The sequence below is a fragment of the Bacillus sp. Cr_A10 genome, from assembly GCF_029222665.1.
GTDB lineage: Bacteria > Bacillota > Bacilli > Bacillales_A > Planococcaceae > Psychrobacillus.
In genome coordinates, this window is sequence record NZ_JARHXR010000002.1 from 256,744 (window position 1) to 277,178 (window position 20,435).

21 protein-coding genes and 1 other annotated feature (1 of these 22 running past the window's edge) are annotated in these 20,435 nt (G+C 36.4%); of the genes, 9 read left to right on the forward strand and 12 right to left on the reverse strand.

Features of this window, described 5'->3' with window-relative positions; translation table 11 throughout:
- The first annotated feature begins 50 nt into the window (after positions 1-50).
- Entirely contained in the window at positions 51-1,403 is a 1,353-nt protein-coding gene (locus P2Q73_RS02025) for a hemolysin family protein (RefSeq protein ID WP_231687510.1), read from the forward strand.
- Between the two features lie 67 nt (positions 1,404-1,470).
- A complete protein-coding gene (locus tag P2Q73_RS02030; protein ID WP_275783382.1) occupies positions 1,471-2,355 on the forward strand; it encodes a cation diffusion facilitator family transporter in 885 nt (294 codons plus the stop codon).
- Between the two features lie 140 nt (positions 2,356-2,495).
- Here the strand turns inward: P2Q73_RS02030 and P2Q73_RS02035 are convergent, their stop codons facing one another.
- The 4 genes from P2Q73_RS02035 to P2Q73_RS02050 form a co-directional block, all read right to left on the reverse strand.
- Positions 2,496-3,143, reverse strand: coding sequence for a response regulator (locus P2Q73_RS02035; protein WP_053588315.1), 648 nt, complete (start codon positions 3,141-3,143; stop codon positions 2,496-2,498).
- A 12-nt stretch (positions 3,144-3,155) separates the two neighbouring features.
- A complete protein-coding gene (locus tag P2Q73_RS02040; protein WP_053588314.1) occupies positions 3,156-4,271 on the reverse strand; it encodes a GAF domain-containing sensor histidine kinase in 1,116 nt (371 codons plus the stop codon).
- A 987-nt stretch (positions 4,272-5,258) separates the two neighbouring features.
- A complete protein-coding gene (locus P2Q73_RS02045) occupies positions 5,259-6,977 on the reverse strand; it encodes a phospho-sugar mutase (protein WP_275783387.1) in 1,719 nt (572 codons plus the stop codon).
- A 19-nt stretch (positions 6,978-6,996) separates the two neighbouring features.
- Complete coding sequence (locus P2Q73_RS02050; protein WP_053588312.1) at positions 6,997-8,538, reverse strand: carbon-nitrogen hydrolase family protein; 1,542 nt, start codon at positions 8,536-8,538, stop codon at positions 6,997-6,999.
- A 131-nt stretch (positions 8,539-8,669) separates the two neighbouring features.
- Between P2Q73_RS02050 and P2Q73_RS02055 the strand changes: the two genes are divergently transcribed.
- The 5 genes from P2Q73_RS02055 (at position 8,670) to P2Q73_RS02075 (ending at position 11,605) form a co-directional block, all read left to right on the forward strand.
- Positions 8,670-9,101: a disulfide oxidoreductase gene (locus P2Q73_RS02055; RefSeq protein WP_056832419.1), complete on the forward strand. Its 432-nt coding sequence runs from the start codon at positions 8,670-8,672 to the stop codon at positions 9,099-9,101.
- On the forward strand, positions 9,098-9,568 hold the full coding sequence (locus tag P2Q73_RS02060) for a thioredoxin family protein (RefSeq protein ID WP_056832417.1): 471 nt from the start codon (positions 9,098-9,100) through the stop codon (positions 9,566-9,568). Before P2Q73_RS02055 ends, P2Q73_RS02060 begins: the two co-directional genes overlap by 4 nt.
- 102 nt (positions 9,569-9,670) lie before the next feature.
- Complete coding sequence (locus P2Q73_RS02065; protein ID WP_275783391.1) at positions 9,671-10,522, forward strand: RluA family pseudouridine synthase; 852 nt, start codon at positions 9,671-9,673, stop codon at positions 10,520-10,522.
- Between the two features lie 57 nt (positions 10,523-10,579).
- Entirely contained in the window at positions 10,580-10,786 is a 207-nt protein-coding gene (locus tag P2Q73_RS20320) for an HIT family protein (RefSeq protein ID WP_345798824.1), read from the forward strand.
- 339 nt (positions 10,787-11,125) lie between these two features.
- Positions 11,126-11,605 carry a hypothetical protein gene (locus tag P2Q73_RS02075; RefSeq protein ID WP_253278940.1) on the forward strand — a complete coding sequence of 160 codons (480 nt, stop codon included), beginning with the start codon at positions 11,126-11,128 and terminating at the stop codon, positions 11,603-11,605.
- A 73-nt stretch (positions 11,606-11,678) separates the two neighbouring features.
- Here P2Q73_RS02075 and P2Q73_RS02080 read toward each other — a convergent pair whose 3' ends face one another.
- From P2Q73_RS02080 to queG, 5 genes are all read right to left on the reverse strand, one after another.
- Positions 11,679-12,317, reverse strand: coding sequence for a VC0807 family protein (locus P2Q73_RS02080; RefSeq protein WP_275783395.1), 639 nt, complete (start codon positions 12,315-12,317; stop codon positions 11,679-11,681).
- 318 nt (positions 12,318-12,635) lie between these two features.
- Positions 12,636-13,469, reverse strand: a complete 834-nt coding sequence (locus P2Q73_RS02085) for an aldo/keto reductase (protein WP_275783398.1) — start codon at positions 13,467-13,469, stop codon at positions 12,636-12,638.
- A gap of 39 nt (positions 13,470-13,508) precedes the next feature.
- The gene (locus tag P2Q73_RS02090; RefSeq protein WP_053588305.1) at positions 13,509-13,691 is read right to left on the reverse strand and encodes a hypothetical protein; all 183 of its coding nucleotides are present in this window, start codon (positions 13,689-13,691) and stop codon (positions 13,509-13,511) included.
- 316 nt (positions 13,692-14,007) lie between these two features.
- Entirely contained in the window at positions 14,008-14,481 is a 474-nt protein-coding gene (gene trmL, locus P2Q73_RS02095; RefSeq protein ID WP_275783464.1) for a tRNA (uridine(34)/cytosine(34)/5-carboxymethylaminomethyluridine(34)-2'-O)-methyltransferase TrmL, read from the reverse strand.
- A gap of 12 nt (positions 14,482-14,493) precedes the next feature.
- Positions 14,494-15,633: a tRNA epoxyqueuosine(34) reductase QueG gene (gene queG, locus P2Q73_RS02100; RefSeq protein ID WP_056832409.1), complete on the reverse strand. Its 1,140-nt coding sequence runs from the start codon at positions 15,631-15,633 to the stop codon at positions 14,494-14,496.
- A 55-nt stretch (positions 15,634-15,688) separates the two neighbouring features.
- Between queG and P2Q73_RS02105 the strand changes: the two genes are divergently transcribed.
- Positions 15,689-16,378 carry a B3/B4 domain-containing protein gene (locus P2Q73_RS02105; protein ID WP_275783404.1) on the forward strand — a complete coding sequence of 230 codons (690 nt, stop codon included), beginning with the start codon at positions 15,689-15,691 and terminating at the stop codon, positions 16,376-16,378.
- A 2-nt stretch (positions 16,379-16,380) separates the two neighbouring features.
- A complete protein-coding gene (locus P2Q73_RS02110; RefSeq protein WP_053588301.1) occupies positions 16,381-16,899 on the forward strand; it encodes a hypothetical protein in 519 nt (172 codons plus the stop codon).
- 505 nt (positions 16,900-17,404) lie between these two features.
- Here the strand turns inward: P2Q73_RS02110 and P2Q73_RS02115 are convergent.
- The 3 genes from P2Q73_RS02115 to proS form a co-directional block, all read right to left on the reverse strand.
- Entirely contained in the window at positions 17,405-18,280 is an 876-nt protein-coding gene (locus P2Q73_RS02115; RefSeq protein WP_275783408.1) for a hypothetical protein, read from the reverse strand.
- Positions 18,267-18,782, reverse strand: coding sequence for an RNA polymerase sigma factor (locus P2Q73_RS02120; RefSeq protein WP_275783411.1), 516 nt, complete (start codon positions 18,780-18,782; stop codon positions 18,267-18,269). Before P2Q73_RS02120 ends, P2Q73_RS02115 begins: the two co-directional genes overlap by 14 nt.
- Before the next feature lie 117 nt (positions 18,783-18,899).
- Complete coding sequence (gene proS, locus P2Q73_RS02125; protein WP_275783414.1) at positions 18,900-20,336, reverse strand: proline--tRNA ligase; 1,437 nt, start codon at positions 20,334-20,336, stop codon at positions 18,900-18,902.
- 45 nt (positions 20,337-20,381) lie between these two features.
- Positions 20,382-20,435 (reverse strand) — a binding site (T-box leader); it runs 164 nt beyond the window's last position.

Here is a 20,435-nt window from a genome sequence, read left to right on the forward strand (position 1 = left end):
GGTGTACACTTTGTTCTACCCCTCATTTGGGTTAGGGACAAAGTAATTATTTGGACATAGCCATACGATTGACAGCTTTTGCTGTCTTAATCGCATTCACTGCATTTTTTGTTGCAAGTGAATTTGCAATAGTAAAAGTAAGATCGACAAGAATTGATCAGCTCGTTGCTGAAGGAAATAAGAGCGCGTTAAATGCCAAAAAAATAGTGTCTAATTTGGATGAATATTTATCTGCCTGTCAGCTCGGAATCACGATAACCGCATTAGGTTTAGGTTGGCTTGGAGAACCGACAATTGAGGCAATATTACATCCGGCATTTGATTATTTTGAACTTCCCGAAAGTGTTTCTTCTTTACTTTCATTTGTTATTGCATTCTCCCTTGTAACATATATACATGTAGTAGTTGGAGAATTAACTCCAAAAACTTTTGCCATTCAAAGAGCAGAAGCAATAACACTAGCAGTTGCAAAACCGCTACTTATATTTGACAAGCTTATGTACCCGGTCATTCACGGGATGAATGGTTCAGCACGATTCTTAGCTACACGAGTATTTGGCTTAGATGCTGTTTCTGAATCAGAAGTTGCCCATTCAGAGGAAGAACTTCGTATGATTCTTTCCGAAAGTTTTAAGGGCGGAGAAATTAACCAAGCTGAATATAAATATGTGAACAAAATTTTTGAATTTGATGACCGTATCGCTAAAGAAATTATGGTACCTCGTACAGAAATCATTTCCATTGATAAAGATTTAACATTAAAAGAAGTCTTTGAGTTAATCGGAGTAGAGCAATATACAAGATATCCCGTAACAGATGGTGACAAAGACCATATTATCGGACTTGTGAATATGAAAAATTTATTAACTGCATATATTAAAAACCCTGAAAATGCCACAACTCCAGTTAGTGATTATATGCAACCAATTATTCGTGTTATTGAAACGATGCCAATCGCGGATCTATTACTTAAAATTCAGCGAGAACGAATTCACATGGCTATTTTAATGGACGAATACGGTGGTACCTCTGGACTTGTTACAATAGAAGATATAATCGAAGAGATTGTCGGAGACATCCGTGATGAATTCGATACAGATGAACTTCCAGAAGTTCAAAAGGTCGGAGATAACCACTATATTGTTGATGCTAAAATGTTGATTGAAAATGTCAATGATTTACTTGGCATTGATATTGATGAGGAAGATATCGATACAATTGGCGGATGGTTTATGTCAAAAAGCTTCGATGCCGTTAAAGGCGAAAAAATATTTGAACAGGGCTTTGAGTTTATGATAAAAGATATTGACGGACATCATATTCAATATTTAGAGATTATCAAAACACCTCCTTTCGAAGAAGAAAAAGAAGATATAGAAGAAGACATTCAAACAGAACAATAATAGCAACGACTCTCCCAATAAGAGAGTCGTTTTCATATGCCTAAAAATGTTGAAAAGAGGAAACACTTTGGAACTATACACAAACTTACGCGAAGGGGAAAAAGGCGCTTGGGTTAGTATTTGTATTTATTTAGTATTAAGTGCATTTAAACTAACTGTCGGTTTCCTTGGTTCTTCCGAAGCATTAAAAGCGGATGGACTAAATAACTTTACGGATATTATTGCATCAATTGCAATACTTATCGGGCTTAGAATCTCTCAAAAACCACCTGATGATCATCATCAATATGGACATCTACGTGCAGAAACGATAGCATCCTTAGTTGCTGCCTTCATTATGGCTGCAATAGGTATTCAAGTTATACTTCAAGCTGTTCAACATCTAGCAAATCCAGTAGAAGAAGTTCCTTCTACATTAACTGCGATTGTAGGTTTTATCAGTGCAGTGGTCATGTATATTGTCTATAGATACAATTTAAAATTAGGTACACGTATTAATAGTGCAGCCCTTAAAGCAGCGGCGTATGATAATCGCTCGGATGCATTAGTAAGTATCGGAGCTACAGTAGGTATAGTTGGATCCATTTTAGGTTTTCCTATATTAGATGGCATAACAGCTTTAATTGTTGGGATTATAATCATGTATACCGCGTATACTATTTTTCATGAAGCAGCTTATACACTCTCGGATGGTTTTAATGTGGATGAAGCTGAAGCCCTTTCAACAGTTGTAAAGCTTGTGAATGGGGTTAAAACTTTAAAAAGCTTTAAAGGAAGAATGCATGGTAATTTAATGTTTGTTGATTTAACAGTTACTGTTGATCCTAATCTCAACGTAGTGGACAGCCATCGAATTACAGAAGAGATTGAGCAGCGCATCATGAAAGTAAAACCCTTTTCCGTCGTTCTTGTACATATAGAACCTCATTTAGAAGAGTTATTAATGGATTGAGCGATTGTTTGGGATGATTGAGCGATAATTTGGTGTTATTGAGCGATTCTGTCTGAAGATTGAGCGACTCTCCCAAAAGATTGAGCGATACCCAGATTTTTAACTAAAAAACCGATGTATCGCAAGGATACATCGGTTTTTTATTGTCCGCTTGGCTCTGTCAGTCCGTGTTTCACTGCATACAATGCTGCCTGTGTACGATCTTGAACATGAAGCTTTGCGAAAATATTGGATATATGTGTTTTTACTGTTTTTTCCGTTACAAACAGTGAAGAAGCAATTTCTCGATTGCTTTTCCCTTTTGTTAGCTCTGACAATACATCTTGTTCTCTTGGTGTTAAAGGGTGTTCTTCATGTGGACTTATTTCGGCTGGTTCATTTTCTCTTTCTAACTGCGTCGTTGCTTCAGGATGTATCGTATGTTCCCCACGCATTAATTTTCGAATAGCTTCTGCCAGATCATCGGGTTCAATATCTTTTAATTGGTATCCTGCTGCTCCTGCCTTTAATGCTGGAATAACATGATCTCTATCCGAAAAGCTAGTAAGCATTAAAATTTGAATATCTGGAAACTTTTCTTTTATTCGCTTAGTTGCTTGAATTCCATCCATTTCAGGCATAACTAGGTCCATAAGTATAACGTCTGGATGTAAAGAAGCTGTCAACTCTATCGCTTCTCTTCCATTCGTTGCTTCTCCGATAATATCCATATCCTTTTGCGTTTTTAAAAAGAACATTAAGCCTCTTCTAACAACATGATGGTCATCTGCAATCAATACTCGTATCATGCTTACTCCCTCCTAATAAGGTAAACGTACTAAAATTTCCGTACCTTTATTCCATTCTGTCACCCAATCTACTGTTCCACCAACTGCACGTGCTCGATCTCTCATACTCTGTAAACCAATAGAAGGTAAACTTTTCAATTCATTCATATGAAATCCTCTACCTTCATCTTTAACAACTAATAGAATATCTGTCGGAGTAACCGTTAAGTAGAGCTCCGCTTTTAGTACACCTGAATGCTTTCGAACGTTGTTAAGCGCTTCCTGAGCAATTCGAAACAGAGTCTCTTCAATACTCGCTGGCAAATTAACAACCCCTTTGACTTTTACAGTAAGTGTTAATCCTAGAATCTCTCCATACCCTTTTATGCCCTCAATGATGCCAGACTCTAAGCCTTTTGGACGTAGCTGCCAGATAAGTGCTCTCATTTCGGTTAGTGCATCTTGCGTTAAATATTGAATTTCTTTAAACGTTTCTTTTATTTCTTTTTGGTCGGTCATTTCAACTCCGCCACGTGCTGTCAACGTCACCGAAAAAAGTAATTGGTTAACTGAATCATGTAAATCACGTGCGAGTCTATTTCTTTCCTGTACAAGTGCAACTTGTTGCTCCTGTTTCGTTAAATAAATTCGTTTTATAGCAGAACCGATTTGAAAGGCAACAGATTCAAGAAGAGCAAGCTCCCCTTCTTCAAATCGAATTGTATTCGGTGTTGCTACATTTAATAGCCCAAATTGTTCTTGTCCTGATTGTAAAGGGACCGTTGCATGATGAGTTATGCCACCGTGATCTTCACGATTCATATTTCTTGCATTGACGATTCGTTTACATTCAATAATATTAGAAGCTTTGTTTAAATCACCTTTTTGAAATCTTGTAACACACCAACATCCACCTTTTTGTAAATGTTTGCATTCATTTTCTTGAAGTGCTCTTGGCAACTTTTCATGAGTAATGAGCTGTTGCTTTCCTTTTTTATTGATAAAAAATATCCATCCGGTTTCAAAAATTGTTCCTTCTAAAAGTTTTTGTAGTGCCCCTTGCAGCATCTGTTCCATTTCGGTTTCTTCATTTAAAAACTCAGCTATTTCTTTCAATAATTCTATGTTTGAGAGTTCATTGGATTGCATGTAAACTCCTCCGTATTCCGTAATTTCCTATTCCCATCTTATCATTTTATGTTCGATGATTGTAAAAACAAGACATCATACTTTTGACTGAAACTATTACATTCAAATGAAAAAATCCGAGTATATAATTTACTCGGATTCAGATTGAAGACTAAAGCCAGTTGGCTACTTGGTCTCATTCATTATTTAGATTTTATGTTGTAACTATTTAAATACTCAAGATTATTCCTGAGAAATAAAGAAAATATTAAGGTAACATTTATTGGTTTGAAGAAGCGTCCGCTCGATACCTGCGGGAAAGCGAGACAGACGAGATCCTGGTGGAGCGTAGAGAGGGCAGTGAAAAAATCTATAGAATTTGACTTTACTAAATAACAAGGAATCGCTTTTTGTTTGGGCACCGTTGATTTCCGTTCCAGGCGGACGCTTTCCGCCGGCATGGCTTCAGCCGCTTCCCTCTCTGCGCTCAGTCCAGGGTCTTCAGCTCATGCACCTGCCGCTTCGCTTTCGGTGCAGAAAACATTTGCTATTCCGGCTGGAGTCGCCACCTTCCACTCCAATCAACTATTATTCGCTTTTCAATTAGAAAACCATCATGCTATTAATAGAGCAAGTTTTTATCACTTAAATTTTTTCAATTAGTATTTTTTGAAAATCGTTGAAAAAGGCGACACTCCTGCGGGAATAGCGTTAGCCGAAGACCCCGCAGCACAGCGAGGAGGCTAAGGCAACGCCCGCGGAAAGGGAGCCGTTTCAACGATTTTCTTATTTATTGGACGACATTTCAGTGCCCTCAGCGTAAAGTAGGATGGCTAAGAATGCCTCGTTCTGAGGCAACGCCTTCATAACCAACATCGTGTTGGCCCAAGCGGCTCGGTGCTCGCCTGCAGAAAGCGAGCGGTAAGCTTCGGAAAAACTGAATTATCTATATAAATTCGAGTTTGTCTAATCTAAATCCGAGTATATAATTTACTCGGATTGTCTCAATTAATTCAAGAACTTATTCATTTCTGTTGTAAATGCATGTTTAATTGCTTCTAATTTCTCCATACTTTCAGTTTCTGAAGCGCTTGTCACACCAAAATAATACTTTATCTTTGGCTCTGTTCCACTCGGTCTAACACATACCCAAGAACCGTCCGTTAGAAAATATTTAATAACATTTGATTTTGGTAATAACAATTGCTCCTCTTCTCGACCGTCTGCAAATGTTCTCAAAGAAGTTAAATAATCTTCTTGTGAAAGGACTGCTATTCCAGCCACTTCTGCCAAGGTATTTAATCGTAATTGTTCCAGTAAATTTCTAATTGAATTTGCCCCAGTAACACCTTTTTTCGTGACTGAAATGAGACCTTCTAAGTAATAACCATGTCTATCGTATAATGCATGTAAAAGTTCCACTAATGTCATTCCTTGCTCTTTATAGTAAGCAGCTGCTTCTACTATAGCTAGAACACTTTGGATGGCATCCTTATCTCTTGCAAAACTTTTAACTAAATAACCATAGCTCTCTTCATAACCAAATAAAAACTCGAATTGTTTCGTTTCTTCATATTGTTTAATTTTCTCACCAATAAATTTAAAACCTGTTAACACATCTTCCGAACTTGCTCCATGATATTCAGCAATAACACGTCCAAAATCAGAGGTCACAATTGTTTTAAATACTCGTCCATTAGCAGGCATCTCACCTTTTTCTTTTCTTTGTGTCAATAAATACTCTATTAATATCGCACCTGTTTGATTGCCCGTTAATAATTTATAACCTTCGCTCGTTTTAACTGCTAGTCCAACTCGATCTCCATCTGGATCTACCGCAATTAATATATCAGCATCTACTTCGTTGCCATATTGAATAGCATATTCAAAAGCACTCTCTTCTTCTGGATTTGGGGATTTTACTGTAGGGAACTCACCGTTTGGTTCCATTTGTTCTTTTACATAATGGATATGTCTGTATCCTACTTCGTTTAATATCCTCTTCACAGTTTTTCCTGATGCACCGTGAAGAGGTGTAAATACTACTTTTAAATCAGAATTGGTCGCAATTGTTGGATTTTCTTGTACTGTTTTTAATTCATTTATATATGCTTTGTCTATTTCCTCATCTAACCGGACAATTAGGTTTTCATTTAAAGATTTTTGTTTTATTTGGAGTGCATCTCCTGCTTCATTCACATAAGCAATGACTGCATCTGCATCACTTAAGTTCAGCTGAGCCCCATCTTCCCCGTATACTTTGTAACCATTATACTCAGGTGGATTATGACTAGCGGTAATAACGACTCCCATAAATGCTTGTAGTTTGCGAACAGAATAGGAAAGCTGAGGAGTTGTTCTAGGCTCACTATATAAATAGGCTTTAATGCCATTGGACGCTAGTGTATTAGCAGTTTCCTGTGCAAACTCAGGAGAATATCTACGGCTATCATAAGCAATAACCACTCCACGATTCATTGCTTCTGATCCAGCCGCTTTTATATATTCAGCAAGTCCAGTAGTAGCCTTGCGAATCGTATATGTATTCATACGATTCGTCCCGGCTCCAATTTCTCCACGCATTCCACCTGTACCAAACTCTAGGTCACGGTAAAAAGCATCTTCCATTCGTTTATCATCTTTGATCAGTAACTGAAGATCTTCTTTCCAAATAGGTTCTAAATCGGAAAAACTATTCCATTGGTCAAATAATTGTTTATATGACATATTGCGAAACTCCCATTCCTCATTTTTTATAATCAATACCATAGACGTCATGACGGCGGTCTTTTAAATGCTTTACCGTACCATCTTGTCTTTGACGTCTTAGAATTTCTAAATCGACATCCCCGATTAAGACCATTTCAACATTTGGCTCTGTTTCTCCTACAATTCCATCTCTTGCAAATTCAAAATCGGAAGGTGCAAAGATAGCAGACTGGGCATACTGGATATCCATATTTTCTGTTTGAGGTAAGTTTCCTACAGTACCTGAGATAACAGTATATATTTGATTTTCTACTGCGCGAGCTTGCGCACAATAACGAACACGTAAATATCCTTGACGATCCTCTGTACAAAACGGTGCAAAAATAATATTTGCACCCATATCTGTCGCAATCCTAGCAAGCTCAGGAAACTCGATATCATAACAAATTTGAATGGCAATTTTACCACAATCAGTGTCAAATACTTGAACAGTATCTCCAGAACTAATTCCCCACCATTTCCGTTCATTCGGCGTAATGTGGATTTTATACTGTTTATCGATTGCGCCGTCTCTGTGGAATAAATACGCAATATTATAGATTTCCTCATTTTCTTCCTCTACAAAATGAGATCCAGCAATAATATTAATATTGTAGCGAACAGATAAATCTGCAAATAATTCCATATACTGCGGCGTATATTCAGTTAACTTGCGAACGGCCTGGCTAGGTGAAGGCTCGTCTAAAATTGACATTAATTGTGTTGTGAATATTTCTGGAAATACAACAAAATCCGATTGTGCATCGGATGCTACATCCACAAAGTACTCGCATTGATGTGCAAACTCTTCAAAGGAATTAATTTTACGCATCATATATTGTACTGCACAAATACGTACTGGGTAGCTCGTTTTAAAATGTCTCTTGGACAAAGGAATATAATCTACATTATTCCATTCCATCAACGTAGCGTATTTTGCAGAAGCCCGATCATCAGGAAGATAATTAGGATTAATACGCATAAGCGTAAATCCGTTCATTAACTGAAATGTTAGGACTGGGTCATATATTTTATGTCGTGATACTGCTGTAACGTATTCTCTTGGTGACATTTCATTAGCGTGTTTATGATAATTAGGAATCCGTCCACCAATAATAATGGACTTTAAATTGAACTGTCTCGCAACGTCTTTTCGACCTTCATATAAACGCTGGCCCACCTTCATTCTACGATAATCCGGATGCACCATCACTTCAATTCCATATAAGTTATATCCGTCTGGATTATGATTCGTTATATATCCTGAATCTGTAACGTCTGACCAGGAATGTCGGTCATCATACTCATCGAAGTTAATAATTAAGCTGGAGCAAGATCCAATTACTTTTCCGTCTAGTTCTGCAACCAATTGCCCTTCCGGAAAAATAGTTAAATGACTTCGTAAATGTGCAACATCCCATGGCTCCATTCCAGGGAAACATAGGCGTGAGATTTCTAAGATGGAATCTATATCTGAAAAAGACATTTGTCTTATAATCATACTTTTTTCAAACTGTGATAAATCGAATTCTTCTGACATTCTGAACGCTCCTCTTTTTATTAACTATTTTATATTATAGCTCTCTTTCCTAAACAGATAAAATAATTTACATACCTTAAAATAACCCTTATACTTTGATTTGAGTTCAAAGTATTTTAAAGGAGCAACCTATGACAAAAAAAATTGAAAATATCTTGTTATTTATGTGGTCAGTGGCTTTAACTGCTACAATTGGTTCCTTATATTTTTCTGAAATCCGAGGGTACGAGCCCTGTGAATTATGTTGGTATCAACGTATTCTCATGTATCCACTCGTCATTATTTTAGGAGTCGCTTACGCGCAAAAAAATGCAAAAATAGCACTTACTTCTCTCATTTTTTCAGTAATTGGCGGTTGTATATCAGCATATCACTATAGCATTCAAAAACTAAGTTTTATGCAAGAAACTGCTCCAACGTGTGGTAGAGTTCCATGTACTGGAGAGTATATAAACTATTTAGGATTTATTACAATACCATTTTTAGCACTTATTGCATTTATTTTAATCGCAATTAGCAGTGTATTAATTTTAAGAAGCATTAAGGAGGAAAAAAAAGGATGAAAAAATTAGCCATTTTCGGCGGAATAATCGTTGTTGTATTTGTATTAATCATCGTCTTAACAAACCAAGCAAATAAATCGAAATTAGCTGACAGTCCCTATGACAAAGAGGATTTAAGCCAATCCACAATTGATTTAATTGATGATGAAAACTACCAAAATATTATCAATCCTGATGAGTTACAAGCAAAAATTGAAAGCGGTGAACCAGTAACTGCCTACTTCTTTAGTCCAGAATGTGTACACTGTAAAGAATTGACGCCTAGATTAACCCCTCTTGCAGAGGAAAACGGTGTAGATATTGTAAAATATAATATCCTTGAATATGAGCAAGGCTGGGATGACTATCAAATCACAGCAACACCAACTTTAGTTTATTTTGATAATGGGAAAGAAGTTGAGCGAGTAGAAGGTGCAGTACCTAACGAAAACATACAAGCCTTTTTCGATCAAGTAGTATTGAAATAATAAAAGTGGAATATTCCCAAAGAGACAAGCATTCGTTATATTTGATAAGCAGAAAGGTCATGACCCAACAGGCATGACCTTTTTTTAAAAGGAGACACGATCATGAACCATACATTCCGTTATACAGTATTAGAAGATGGATTAACAATTGAAACGATTTTACAACAAAAGTGGAAGCTTGGGAAAAAACTTATCCATGATTTGCGCATGCAAAAGGCAGTTAGTGATGTAAACGGAGAGCTTCTGCAATGGAAATCTACTCTTTCAAAAGGAGACATCCTAGTTTTCAAATGGGAGGGGGATGCTTCGAACTATCTTCTTTCTGATCAAATCCCACTTTATGTTGCATATGAAGACGAATATTTACTAATTGCATCTAAACCACGTGGAGTGGCTACTCATCCAAATGAATCAGGACAAAACCATACATTCATGAATACGGTGCAGAACTATTTAGCAAACAAGGGCCAAAAGTATGGTGAACATGTTCATCGAATTGATGAGGGGACAAAAGGGTTAGTCGTTATAGCGAAAAATCCAATTGTTAAAGGCATGCTAGATCGAATGCTTGAAAACAAAGAAATTGTTCGCACATATGAAGCTGTAGTCGAGGGGCAAGTGAAAAATAATCATGGTACAATTCGAGCTGCAATCGGAAGTGATCGTCATCATCCTACAAGAAGACGAGTTTCACCTTCCGGCCAACTAGCTATTACACATTATGAAGTAGTTGGTAGACATCCGAATTTCACCAAGGTACACGCAATATTAGAAACAGGACGCACACACCAAATTCGTGTACATTTTGCTCACTTAGGTCATCCGATTGTTGGTGATGATTTATATGGAGCGAAAAAAACACCGACAAAAACTTATGAGCTTCATGCATTCAAAGTTCAATTCGTTCATCCAATTACAGGCGAAGTAATTGTCGTGGAAGATAAAAAGCAATGAAAAATTGACCATTTTGTCACTTGGAAATGATTAAAGATCAAGAAGTTATTTTACAAAATGAAAAGTGTATGTTCATTCAAATTCCACGATGTATTAATTGGTTCAGGTCTTATTGTCCCAATTAGCCATCGTGAAAATGTATTCGACTTAACAGAGGATGAATGGAATGCTACATTTTCACTGTTAAAAGAAGTGAAAGCTCTACTAGATGAAAACCTAAGTCCAGATGGATACAACGTAGGTTGGATGCTGGACAACATATAATGCATGCACACCTTCACGTTATTCCACGTTTCAAAGATGAGCCTTATGCAGGTAAAGGAATTAGATACTGGATAAAGAATCCTAAAAACAAACGTGGAAACATAAAATAATTCTCTTCTAAAAAGTATCGGTTCCTTTTACCGATACTTTTTCTGTTTTTTAGGAGTTTATTACAAGATTCTTCTTCGTTTATTAGGGTATTTAAGATAATAGTGTTGATAATATCAATTTAAGGGAAGTGATAAAATCTTTGGTTTTTCAGATTTACTTTCATTAATCATTTCAGCATTTATTATCTTGCCCGTAGTAGTATTTTTGAGAGAAACAGGATACTTAATTGTGAGTAAAATTTTTGGAGTTCAAAATCCTAGGCTTACCATTGGATCTGGTCCTCGGATTTTTAAAATAGGAATTTTTGATGTGCGAAAATATTATCATCTATACAGTTGGTATTCTTATGATTCAATAAAGAGAAAAAGTAAGCCAGCGTATATTTGCATTTACGCTGGCCCGATTCTCATTAATCTACTAGTAGCACTAATTATTAATGCGCTATTAGCAAACGGATACTTACAGGAATACCAAACATTTTTGGAACGTTTTATTTTTTATACATTTTACTTTGTTCTATTCGATATCGTGCCTATGAAAACAATAAATGGAATGCCTAATAATGGAATGATCATTTATGAGATATGCCGATATGGAAAACGAACTGATTACAACGATGAGCCCTTTATCCCGTCAACTTCAGATGTAGAAGAAGAATATCAAGAAAGTATGAAAAAAATAGAAATGGAGAAAGAAAAAGAGAAGTGAATATATAAGAGCAATATCCCTCGTTTTTTTCGATGAGGGGTATTGTTCTGGCCAAAGGTAACGGGATCCATTCTTATACTTTAACCTCCACTTTGCCTTCTAACGTTGTTACTTGTTTTATCTTAATACCTATAAAGACATACCCGATTGCCATAAGAACAGAAAAGGACCCTCCTATAACTCTCGTATAAAGAAGCATAGAACTATAAGCATCCACACCATACTTATAGATAAGCCAAGACTTTACCCCGGCTAAAGCTAACCCCCTCACGACGAATAGCAAGGTTAATAACTGAAACCATATTAATAGCTCTTTTCTAAAAAATAATTTTTTGCTATTCTCTCGTGCATACCCTTGTAGATAGGCTAGATCTACGAAAAAGTACAAAGCAAGTGGTTTTTTTAATGTAAGCGAGCCAAGATAAATTAAACTAAAAGCTAAACCGACAATAACTTGATTCCATAACATTTGTTCAGCTGACCCAGACAGTAAATCTACCAACGTACCAATCAATAGACTTATCAATATAAAAGTTCCCGTAATATTGAATTGACGATCTATCACGAATCGAAAGACTGTGTATATGAAGCCAGGTGAGGTTGACAATAACATAGCCCAATAATCGCCTAGAATCTCCCGTCCATAAGTCCAAATGATAAAAGGGAGAATAATATAAAATAAAATATCCAACCATATCATATTTTTATTCATTTAATTTATCATCCGCATTTTAAATTTGTGGCTTCAACACTCCACTTAGTTTAGTACAACATACGATTAAATAGACGATTTAGTTTCATATTTAGAAAATAGTCTCTGTTATTTATTGTGTCTTGTTTAGGATGTTAACCTTGTTATTCATTCTTCTCGCACTTGTCACTTTTAAGGCGCACATTCTTAATACTGACAGTTGCCAGCGCGTATGCTATACCTTTTCAAATCTTTACTTAACAACAATAAAGTTAAAAATAACCAAAAAATAGAAAAACACTTACTCTATGTATTTAATAGAATAAGTGTTATTAGTGTTTAATTAAAATTAAAATTATCTGGGTCTGCACCTCTGCGTTCATTCAGATTGAGTGAATCTATGTTTTTCATGTCTTCAAACGATAATTCAAAATCAAATACATTTATATTATCTTCTATTCTAGTTGGTGTTACTGATTTAGGAATTACAATTAAGTCATGCTGTAAGTGCCAGCGTATAATCGTTTGAGCTGGTGATTTACCATATTTTTCACTAATTCTTTGTAGACTAGGTTCGTTTAGTAATCCGCCTCTTGCTAGAGGGGACCATGAAGTTACCGCAATACCCTGCTCCGCACAATATTCACGAAGATCAAATTGTGTCAAGCGAGGATGACATTCGATTTGATTGACCATTGGCTTAACATTTGCCTTTGCTGCAATTGCTTCCAAATGGTGCTGATGGTGGTTCGAAACACCTGTTGCACGAATCAGCTTTTCTTCATATAAGCGTTCAATCGCACGGTACGTGTCTTCAAAAGTATCTTTTACTGGCCAATGTGTTAAATATAAATCTAGGTAATCTAGTCCTAATAATTCTAAAGACTTCTCAAATGCTTTTAAGGTTTGATCATATCCTTGGTCCGTGTTCCAAACTTTAGTTGTTACGAAAATATCTTCACGGGAAACAGATGAATTGCGTACAGCTTCTCCGACTTCTTTCTCATTCGCGTAAAGGGAAGCTGTATCAATATGACGATAACCTACATCAAGTGCTGTTGTAATCGCTTGAAGTGCGATATCCGGTTCCGTCATTTTATATACACCTAAACCAATTCGTGGCATTTCTACACCGTTCGCAAGTTGTTTCGTCGAGTTTATATGTAATTCCATTGTCCTCATCCTTTCTTATAAGGAAAACGACTGATTGAATCAGTCGTTTTCTCTTTTCTTCATCTTACTAACATCATCCGACTGGGCTGGGTCTGATACACGATTATCTTGCTCCAGCTCGTTATTGTCTCTCAGCCTATCCATCTGTTTACCTAGTAACTTCACTTCTTCCATATTCGTTGCCATCGAACCGTTTTCTGGACCATTTTTCAAATTACTCATTTAAAAAATCACTCCTTTTCTTTATGGTAGATGAATAATTTGAAGGTTGCAACTTTCAAAAGAAACATTTTAGACATAATTACACTTTTTCGCAATATTTCTTTTTCAAACAAAGTAGGGTATACTTAGTTCAGAATATATAGAGGAGGCACTCGATATGAAACTTATCCTTATTCTTGGCGTTTGTGTATCATTCCTTACTGCTATTTTTAAAGCAGGTTACGATGACAAACCAGGTGCATCTGAGAAGTAATAAATATTAAAAACGGACGAGTCTCAAAAGACTACGTCCGTTTTTTTATGACTAGTGCTTCTATTAATGAAGACCAGGATAATTTTGCTGTCTTAATGCTTCATAAATAAGAATAGCTGCAGTATTAGATAAATTTAACGAACGGATATTGTCGTTCATTGGAATACGTAAGCAACGGTCGGGATGGGCATCAATAATTTCTCGTGGCAACCCTTTCGTTTCACGCCCAAAAATAAAGAAATGATCCTTTTCTCCATCACTAAAATCATAGGTAGTATGAGGTTTTGCCCCAAATTTAGTAATTAAATAAAATAGCCCTTCAGGATACGCGTCAAAAAATTCTTCTAAACCATCATAATACGTAATATCTACATGTTCCCAATAATCAAGACCTGCACGCTTTAACATTTTATCGTCTGTAGAAAATCCTAGAGGACGTATTAAATGTAATTTCGCTCCTGTTCCTGCGCATGTTCTTGCGATATTTCCAGTATTAGCTGGAATTTCTGGTTGATATAACACTACATTAATGCTCAACATTTCCACTTCCTATTTCTCTATAGTATAGAATTGAAGCCCTTTACGAATTTCTTCTAGTACTTCATTGTTTTCTTCTTTTTGTTCTGCTTTCTTCAGTGCTACTAGTCCATCTTCTGTGTTTATTTTACCAATTGCCCATGCAGCTGTTCCTCGAATAACAGGTCGTGCATCATTTTCAAGCAATTCTATCAGTTTTGGTACTGCGGCTACTTCTTTAAAATGCGCTAATGCTATAATTGCATTTCGCTGTATTGGATTTTTTCCTCTCCAAGCACCAGACATATGTCCATATGTTTCTTTGAAGGTTCGATTAGTCATTTCTAACATTGGCATAAGTAGTGGCTTCACGAGCTCGGGATCTGGCTGAAAAGCTGGTTGATGCAAATTAGCTTTTCCTTTATTTTTGGGGCAAATAGTTTGGCATGTGTCACAGCCATAGATTCTGTTTCCAATCTTTGCACGAAATTCATCCGGAACCATGGTTTTTGTTTGGGTTATAAATGCAATACATCGCTGAGCATTTAATTGTCCTCCTTCTATTAGAGCTCCAGTTGGACAAATATCTAAGCAAAGCCTACAATCACCACATTGTTCCTCCATTTGTTCGCTCGGAGAGAATGGAATAGATGTAATCATCTCACCTAAGTAAACATAGGAGCCGAACTCCGGCGTAATAATGGAACAATTTTTTGCGCTCCAACCAATACCAGCTCTCTCTGCAACTGCGCGATCAGAAAGTTCTCCTGTGTCTACCATGGAACGCAACCTTGCATTTGGTATATGCGTTAATATATATAACTCTAAAAGTGCTAGTTTCTCACGTAGCACAGTATGATAATCTATCCCCCATGAAGCTCTTGCAAAAATACCACGTCTCGCCCCTTTTACACTTAAAGGCGCATCTTTCATTTTTGATGGATACGCAATGGCAATAGATATAATACTCTCTGCTTCCGGAAGCAAGAGATCTGGCTGAGTTCTTTTCTCTATATCAGGCTCTTCAAAACCAGAAGCAAATTCTAGCTCTTGTTGGCGAATCAATCTATTTTTTAATTCATGGAAAGGAGAAGCAGAAGTAAATCCTATCTTATCAATCCCAATAGAAGCAGCATATTCAATTAGTTCTTGTTGAAATTGGTTTATATTCACAATTGTTCTCCTTTCTTATGGTAAACTAAAGAAAATATGTGTAAGGATGGTTATTATGCTTGTAAAAATGGATAATTCTTTATTACAAATAGACCCTACCTTTAAAATAGGCATTATACATTATACCAAAATTGTTGTAACTTCTTCCCCTCAAATGCTTAAAGGACGCCTCCAATTATTTCAAGAACAGCTGTTTTTTGAAATGGAGGACAAAGCGATAACTGAATTCGCTGGAATAAAAGAATGGCGTATTTTATGGAAAAAATTCGGGGCTGACCCAAATCGATACCGACCATCAGTTGAAGCACTATATAGACGGATTGCAAAACAAAATTATATCACACCTATGCATTCTGCTGTTGATCTAAATAACTTTTTCTCGATGCGTTATGAAATACCGATGGGAATTTATGATGTAGATAAGATTCAAGGAGATATTACAATATCTCTTGGTAATGAAGAAACGGTTTACGAAGGGCTAAATGGACGTGAAAATAAATTGAATAACATCCTTACTTTACAAGATACATATGGTCCATTCGGAAGTCCATTTGTTGATTCTAAAAGAACTGCTGTAACGGAGAACACAAAAAATGCTATTCAAATTGTTTTTCTCCGGCCATCAATGGGTGAAGTAGACGCTCTTCAATTAGTTGAGTCCATGAGAAATATGTTTACCCAAATCCATGGAGGAGAAGCGTACTCTACTGTTTTACACGATGACCAAATAGAAAGGGGAATATAGATATGCCGAATATATCATTAGCAGAAGCAGTTAAACTAAAGAGTTTATTAATGAAAAGAGTTCATGAACTGGAAGAAGAAATTATGCGTGTTGCTTATAAAATTATAGAAAAAGACACTGTTCCAGAAGTTGGACCACGAACAGTTTCAGTAGTGGACAATGAAATTACCGAAACACGTAAAGACATCCGTACACTTGATCGACTCATCTATGAAGCAAATATTAACAACACGGTTATGTTTAAAGACAAAGCATATACCATTGTGGAGGCAATTGAATTAGCAACACAAATGAGAGCCCAAGCTCGAATTTATAAACAGCTAGGGGCTGCTGAAAAAGAAAGAGTGCAATACGGATATGGAGGCGAAGGAGCTACATATATTCAAATTGCGTTATTCAATCCAGAAGAATATCGTTTAAATGCTCTACAATATGAAAAAGAGGCAAATAAACTTTCAGGACTCATTAATGCTAAAAACTATGCAATAAGCCTTAACTTCGACGACGAAAAGTATGCATAATCCTTGGTAAGGTGAGACTCCTTGCCAAGGCATAGTTAGGAAATCATTTAACCCTACCGGCAAACCAATGACCTGTAACTTTTCACCATGTTACCAGTGACTAATGACTAACTATCGCAAACGTTAACTCAATTAGTTTCTCTGGATTTCCTACTATGAAAAACGCTCCTTCCACTATTGTGGTAGGAGCGTTTTAGATTTTGTACCCGTTAATTTCCGTTTCAGGCGGACGCGTTCCGCCGGCATGGCTTCAGCCGCTTCCCTTGCTCCTGCGCAAGCTCGTCGCAAAAAAACGATGCTCCTGCGCAAGCTCGTCGCAAAAAAACGATGCTCCTGCGCAAGCTCGTCGCAAAAATTAATTTCGCTACGCTCTGTCCAGCAGCGCAGCGAGGAGGCTAAGGCAACACCCGAGGAAAGGGAGCCGTTTCAACGATTTTCTTATTTATCGGCCGACATTATTTATTTATAATGAGACAACTACATTATAAAGAAAAAGTTTCTTTGTCTAGTTCTCAAATAATCCCGTCTCCTCCCCATCAATAAGTAGTCTCCATGAGCCATGTTCCCCCCATGTAATTTCACCTGAATAATGATAAATTGTCTGATTGGTATTAGCATCTATTGCGGAACTATCAAGTTGAAACATAGAAGTTTCCTTTACGTTTCCTTTTTCATCGATTAGCTTTACTTCTATTTTTTCTTTATCACCAATGGTACTTTCTATATTCAATTCACTTTCTTTACCAACAGGAATCTCCTTTGGTGAATTCAGTAATGTATAATGCTTTGTTTTCGGAAATGGTGGTAACACATTAATAGTAAATGATTCATACAAACGATCCTCCACGTAAAAGGATAACTGCCAGCCCCCCTCTGTTGGGAATGGAATAAAGCTAGTTAATGCATGAGCATCCTCACTATTTAAACCACTAGATAGAATCCCTTTAGTCAATTCAATATTTTTACCATTCATACCTTCCGCTTCTACTCGATAATTCTTTCCTACAAGCTTTTCGACATCTCCCCAAAAGTAAAGCATGAGCTTTGCCCCTCGTCTTCTGTCTTCCGCAACAAATTGCTCTTTAGATACAAGTATTCCTATTTTCCCTTCTACTCCAATAACCTGCTGATTTCTATCAGGTAATGTAAAAATCGCTCCATGTTGCACATTATAGTTATTAAAGAGGCTACTAGTTAAAAAAAGAAATAATAGAATGATAGCTAGGCTTAAAAAAGACATGATTGGTTTTAAAGAAGTCCAATATTTTTGAGTAGTTCTCTTTGATTTCAATAAATAAAGTATTTTATTCCTTTTATCAATTTCTAATGAATATTGGGGGAAGTTTTTTAATTTTTCTTCAAGACTCTTATATTCTTCCATGTTCAAACCCCTCCTTTTCCAGCAATTCTTTCAATTTTTTTAAGGAACGGTGGTACAGAACATTTACGTTATTCTCGTTACTTCTGATCACTAAACCGACTTCTTTGGATGACATTTCCATAATCCCTTTTAAAATAATTATTTCTTTATAATGAGCTGGCAGTTGGTTTATTGTATGATATAAAACGCTATTATCTTGGTTTATCATTATGTTTTGTTCCATATTATTTATAAGAATATCTTGTTCTTTTATAAATAGATGTCTTATTTTATTCCAAACATTACTTTTTCGATATTGGTCAATCACCATATTTCTTGCTATCGATACTAACCACGTTTTAGGGTGCCCATTTTTCTTATATACCGTCATTTTTTTCATAGCCCTTAGATAGGTTTCTTGGACGAGATCTTCTACGTCTATTGATCCCGTATAATATATTAGATAACTAGTAACATCCTTTTCATATAACTCAAACCATTCTTCTATTAGATGCTTCTCCAAAGAATTCCTCCTCCCTCTAATTATTAGACGAATCTCTTGCTTTAATCTTACACATTTTTTATGAAATAAAAAAACAACCATTGTCTATGCAATGGTTGTTTAGATTGTAAGATTAAATTAATATGCGCGACCGAACCATACAGTATGTTTTGATTCTTTTCCACAGTTGATACATGTAGACTTTTCAGCAGGTGGATTGAATGGAATGTTACGTGTTGTGAATTTAGTTTCTTCTTTTACATGCTCTTCACAAGCATCATCTCCACACCAACCAGCAAGAATCCAACCAGGAATTTCCCCATTTTCAGTAGAGTTCGAAAGATGGTGTTTTAACTCCTCCAGTGAATTTACATGTGTATGTGAATTTTGATCACGGAATGCACGAGCTTTTTCTAGTAAACGTGTTTGCATTGTATTTAGTTCTTCCTCAATACGCTCCACTAAATTAGCAAGGTCCACTGAGAATTTATCTGCCTCATCACGTGTTTTCATTAACGCTTGATTGTTTTCTAAATCACGAGGTCCTAATTCAACACGAACTGGAACACCTTTTAGTTCCCATTCATTGAATTTATAGCCTGGAGATTGATCAGAATCATCTAGGCGCACACGAATACCTTTTGTTTTTAATGCTACAAATAGTTCATCCAGTTTTTCCATAATTGCAGGATTCTTCTTCCAAGGTCCCACTGGAATCAATACAACTTGGGTTGGAGCAACACGTGGTGGTAAGACTAAACCTTGCTCATCCCCATGCACCATTATTACAGAACCGATTAAACGAGTAGAAGTTCCCCATGAAGTTGTATGAACATGTTCATGTTTGTTTTCTTTATTTAAATATTTAATATCAAATGCTTCAGCAAACTTTGTTCCAAGGTAATGAGATGTACCTGCCTGAACTGCTTTTCCATCCTTCATCATTGCTTCGATAGAATACGTATCCACAGCTCCTGCAAATCGTTCTGAAGGTGTCTTTTGTCCATCATATACTGGAATAGCCAAAAGTTCTTCAACAACCTCTTTATAAATGTTTAGCATTTGCATCGTTTCTTTACGAGCTTCTTCCTCATCTACATGTGCAGTGTGCCCTTCTTGCCATAAAAATTCGGACGTACGGATGAAAGGAAGAGTTTTCTTTTCCCAACGGAATACGTTTGCCCATTGGTTTATTAACACTGGAAGATCACGATAACTTTTGATCCAATCGGAATATAAGTGTCCGATCATCGTTTCTGAAGTTGGACGAAGTGCTAAACGTTCTTCTAATTGTTCACCAGCAGCTTCCGTTACCCATGGAAGCTCTGGAGAAAATCCTTCGATGTGATCTTTTTCTTTTTGGAAAAACGATTCTGGAATCAGCATTGGGAAATAAGCATTACGATGTCCAGTTTCTTTAAAACGTTTGTTCATTTCTTCTTGAATGTGCTCCCAAATTTCAAAGCCATCTGGTTTGAATGCGATGCATCCGCGAACAGGCGTGTAATCCATTAAATCTGCTTTCTGAATCGTTTCAATATACCATTTTGTAAAATCATTCTGTTGTGTAGACATCTACTTTTCCTCCTTTAAAATAAAAAAAGTGTAAAAACTCCCCTATAAAAGGGCGTCTTTACACTGGATAGACACGGTACCACCTTTAATTAGTTCGCA

Bases quoted from the DNA above. Each gene is read 5' to 3' on its own strand.
- P2Q73_RS20320 (WP_345798824.1), top strand. From the start codon at position 10,580: ATGAAAAGTGTATGTTCATTCAAATTCCACGATGTATTAATTGGTTCA.
- P2Q73_RS02110 (WP_053588301.1), top strand. From the start codon at position 16,381: ATGCCGAATATATCATTAGCAGAAGCAGTTAAACTAAAGAGTTTATTA.
- P2Q73_RS02105 (WP_275783404.1), top strand. From the start codon at position 15,689: ATGCTTGTAAAAATGGATAATTCTTTATTACAAATAGACCCTACCTTT.
- proS (WP_275783414.1), bottom strand. From the start codon at position 20,336: ATGTCTACACAACAGAATGATTTTACAAAATGGTATATTGAAACGATT.
- P2Q73_RS02060 (WP_056832417.1), top strand. From the start codon at position 9,098: ATGAAAAAATTAGCCATTTTCGGCGGAATAATCGTTGTTGTATTTGTA.
- P2Q73_RS02115 (WP_275783408.1), bottom strand. From the start codon at position 18,280: ATGGAAGAATATAAGAGTCTTGAAGAAAAATTAAAAAACTTCCCCCAA.
- P2Q73_RS02085 (WP_275783398.1), bottom strand. From the start codon at position 13,469: ATGGAATTACATATAAACTCGACGAAACAACTTGCGAACGGTGTAGAA.
- P2Q73_RS02045 (WP_275783387.1), bottom strand. From the start codon at position 6,977: ATGTCATATAAACAATTATTTGACCAATGGAATAGTTTTTCCGATTTA.
- P2Q73_RS02065 (WP_275783391.1), top strand. From the start codon at position 9,671: ATGAACCATACATTCCGTTATACAGTATTAGAAGATGGATTAACAATT.
- P2Q73_RS02055 (WP_056832419.1), top strand. From the start codon at position 8,670: ATGACAAAAAAAATTGAAAATATCTTGTTATTTATGTGGTCAGTGGCT.
- P2Q73_RS02035 (WP_053588315.1), bottom strand. From the start codon at position 3,143: ATGATACGAGTATTGATTGCAGATGACCATCATGTTGTTAGAAGAGGC.
- P2Q73_RS02040 (WP_053588314.1), bottom strand. From the start codon at position 4,271: ATGCAATCCAATGAACTCTCAAACATAGAATTATTGAAAGAAATAGCT.
- P2Q73_RS02080 (WP_275783395.1), bottom strand. From the start codon at position 12,317: ATGAATAAAAATATGATATGGTTGGATATTTTATTTTATATTATTCTC.
- P2Q73_RS02050 (WP_053588312.1), bottom strand. From the start codon at position 8,538: ATGTCAGAAGAATTCGATTTATCACAGTTTGAAAAAAGTATGATTATA.
- P2Q73_RS02090 (WP_053588305.1), bottom strand. From the start codon at position 13,691: ATGAGTAATTTGAAAAATGGTCCAGAAAACGGTTCGATGGCAACGAAT.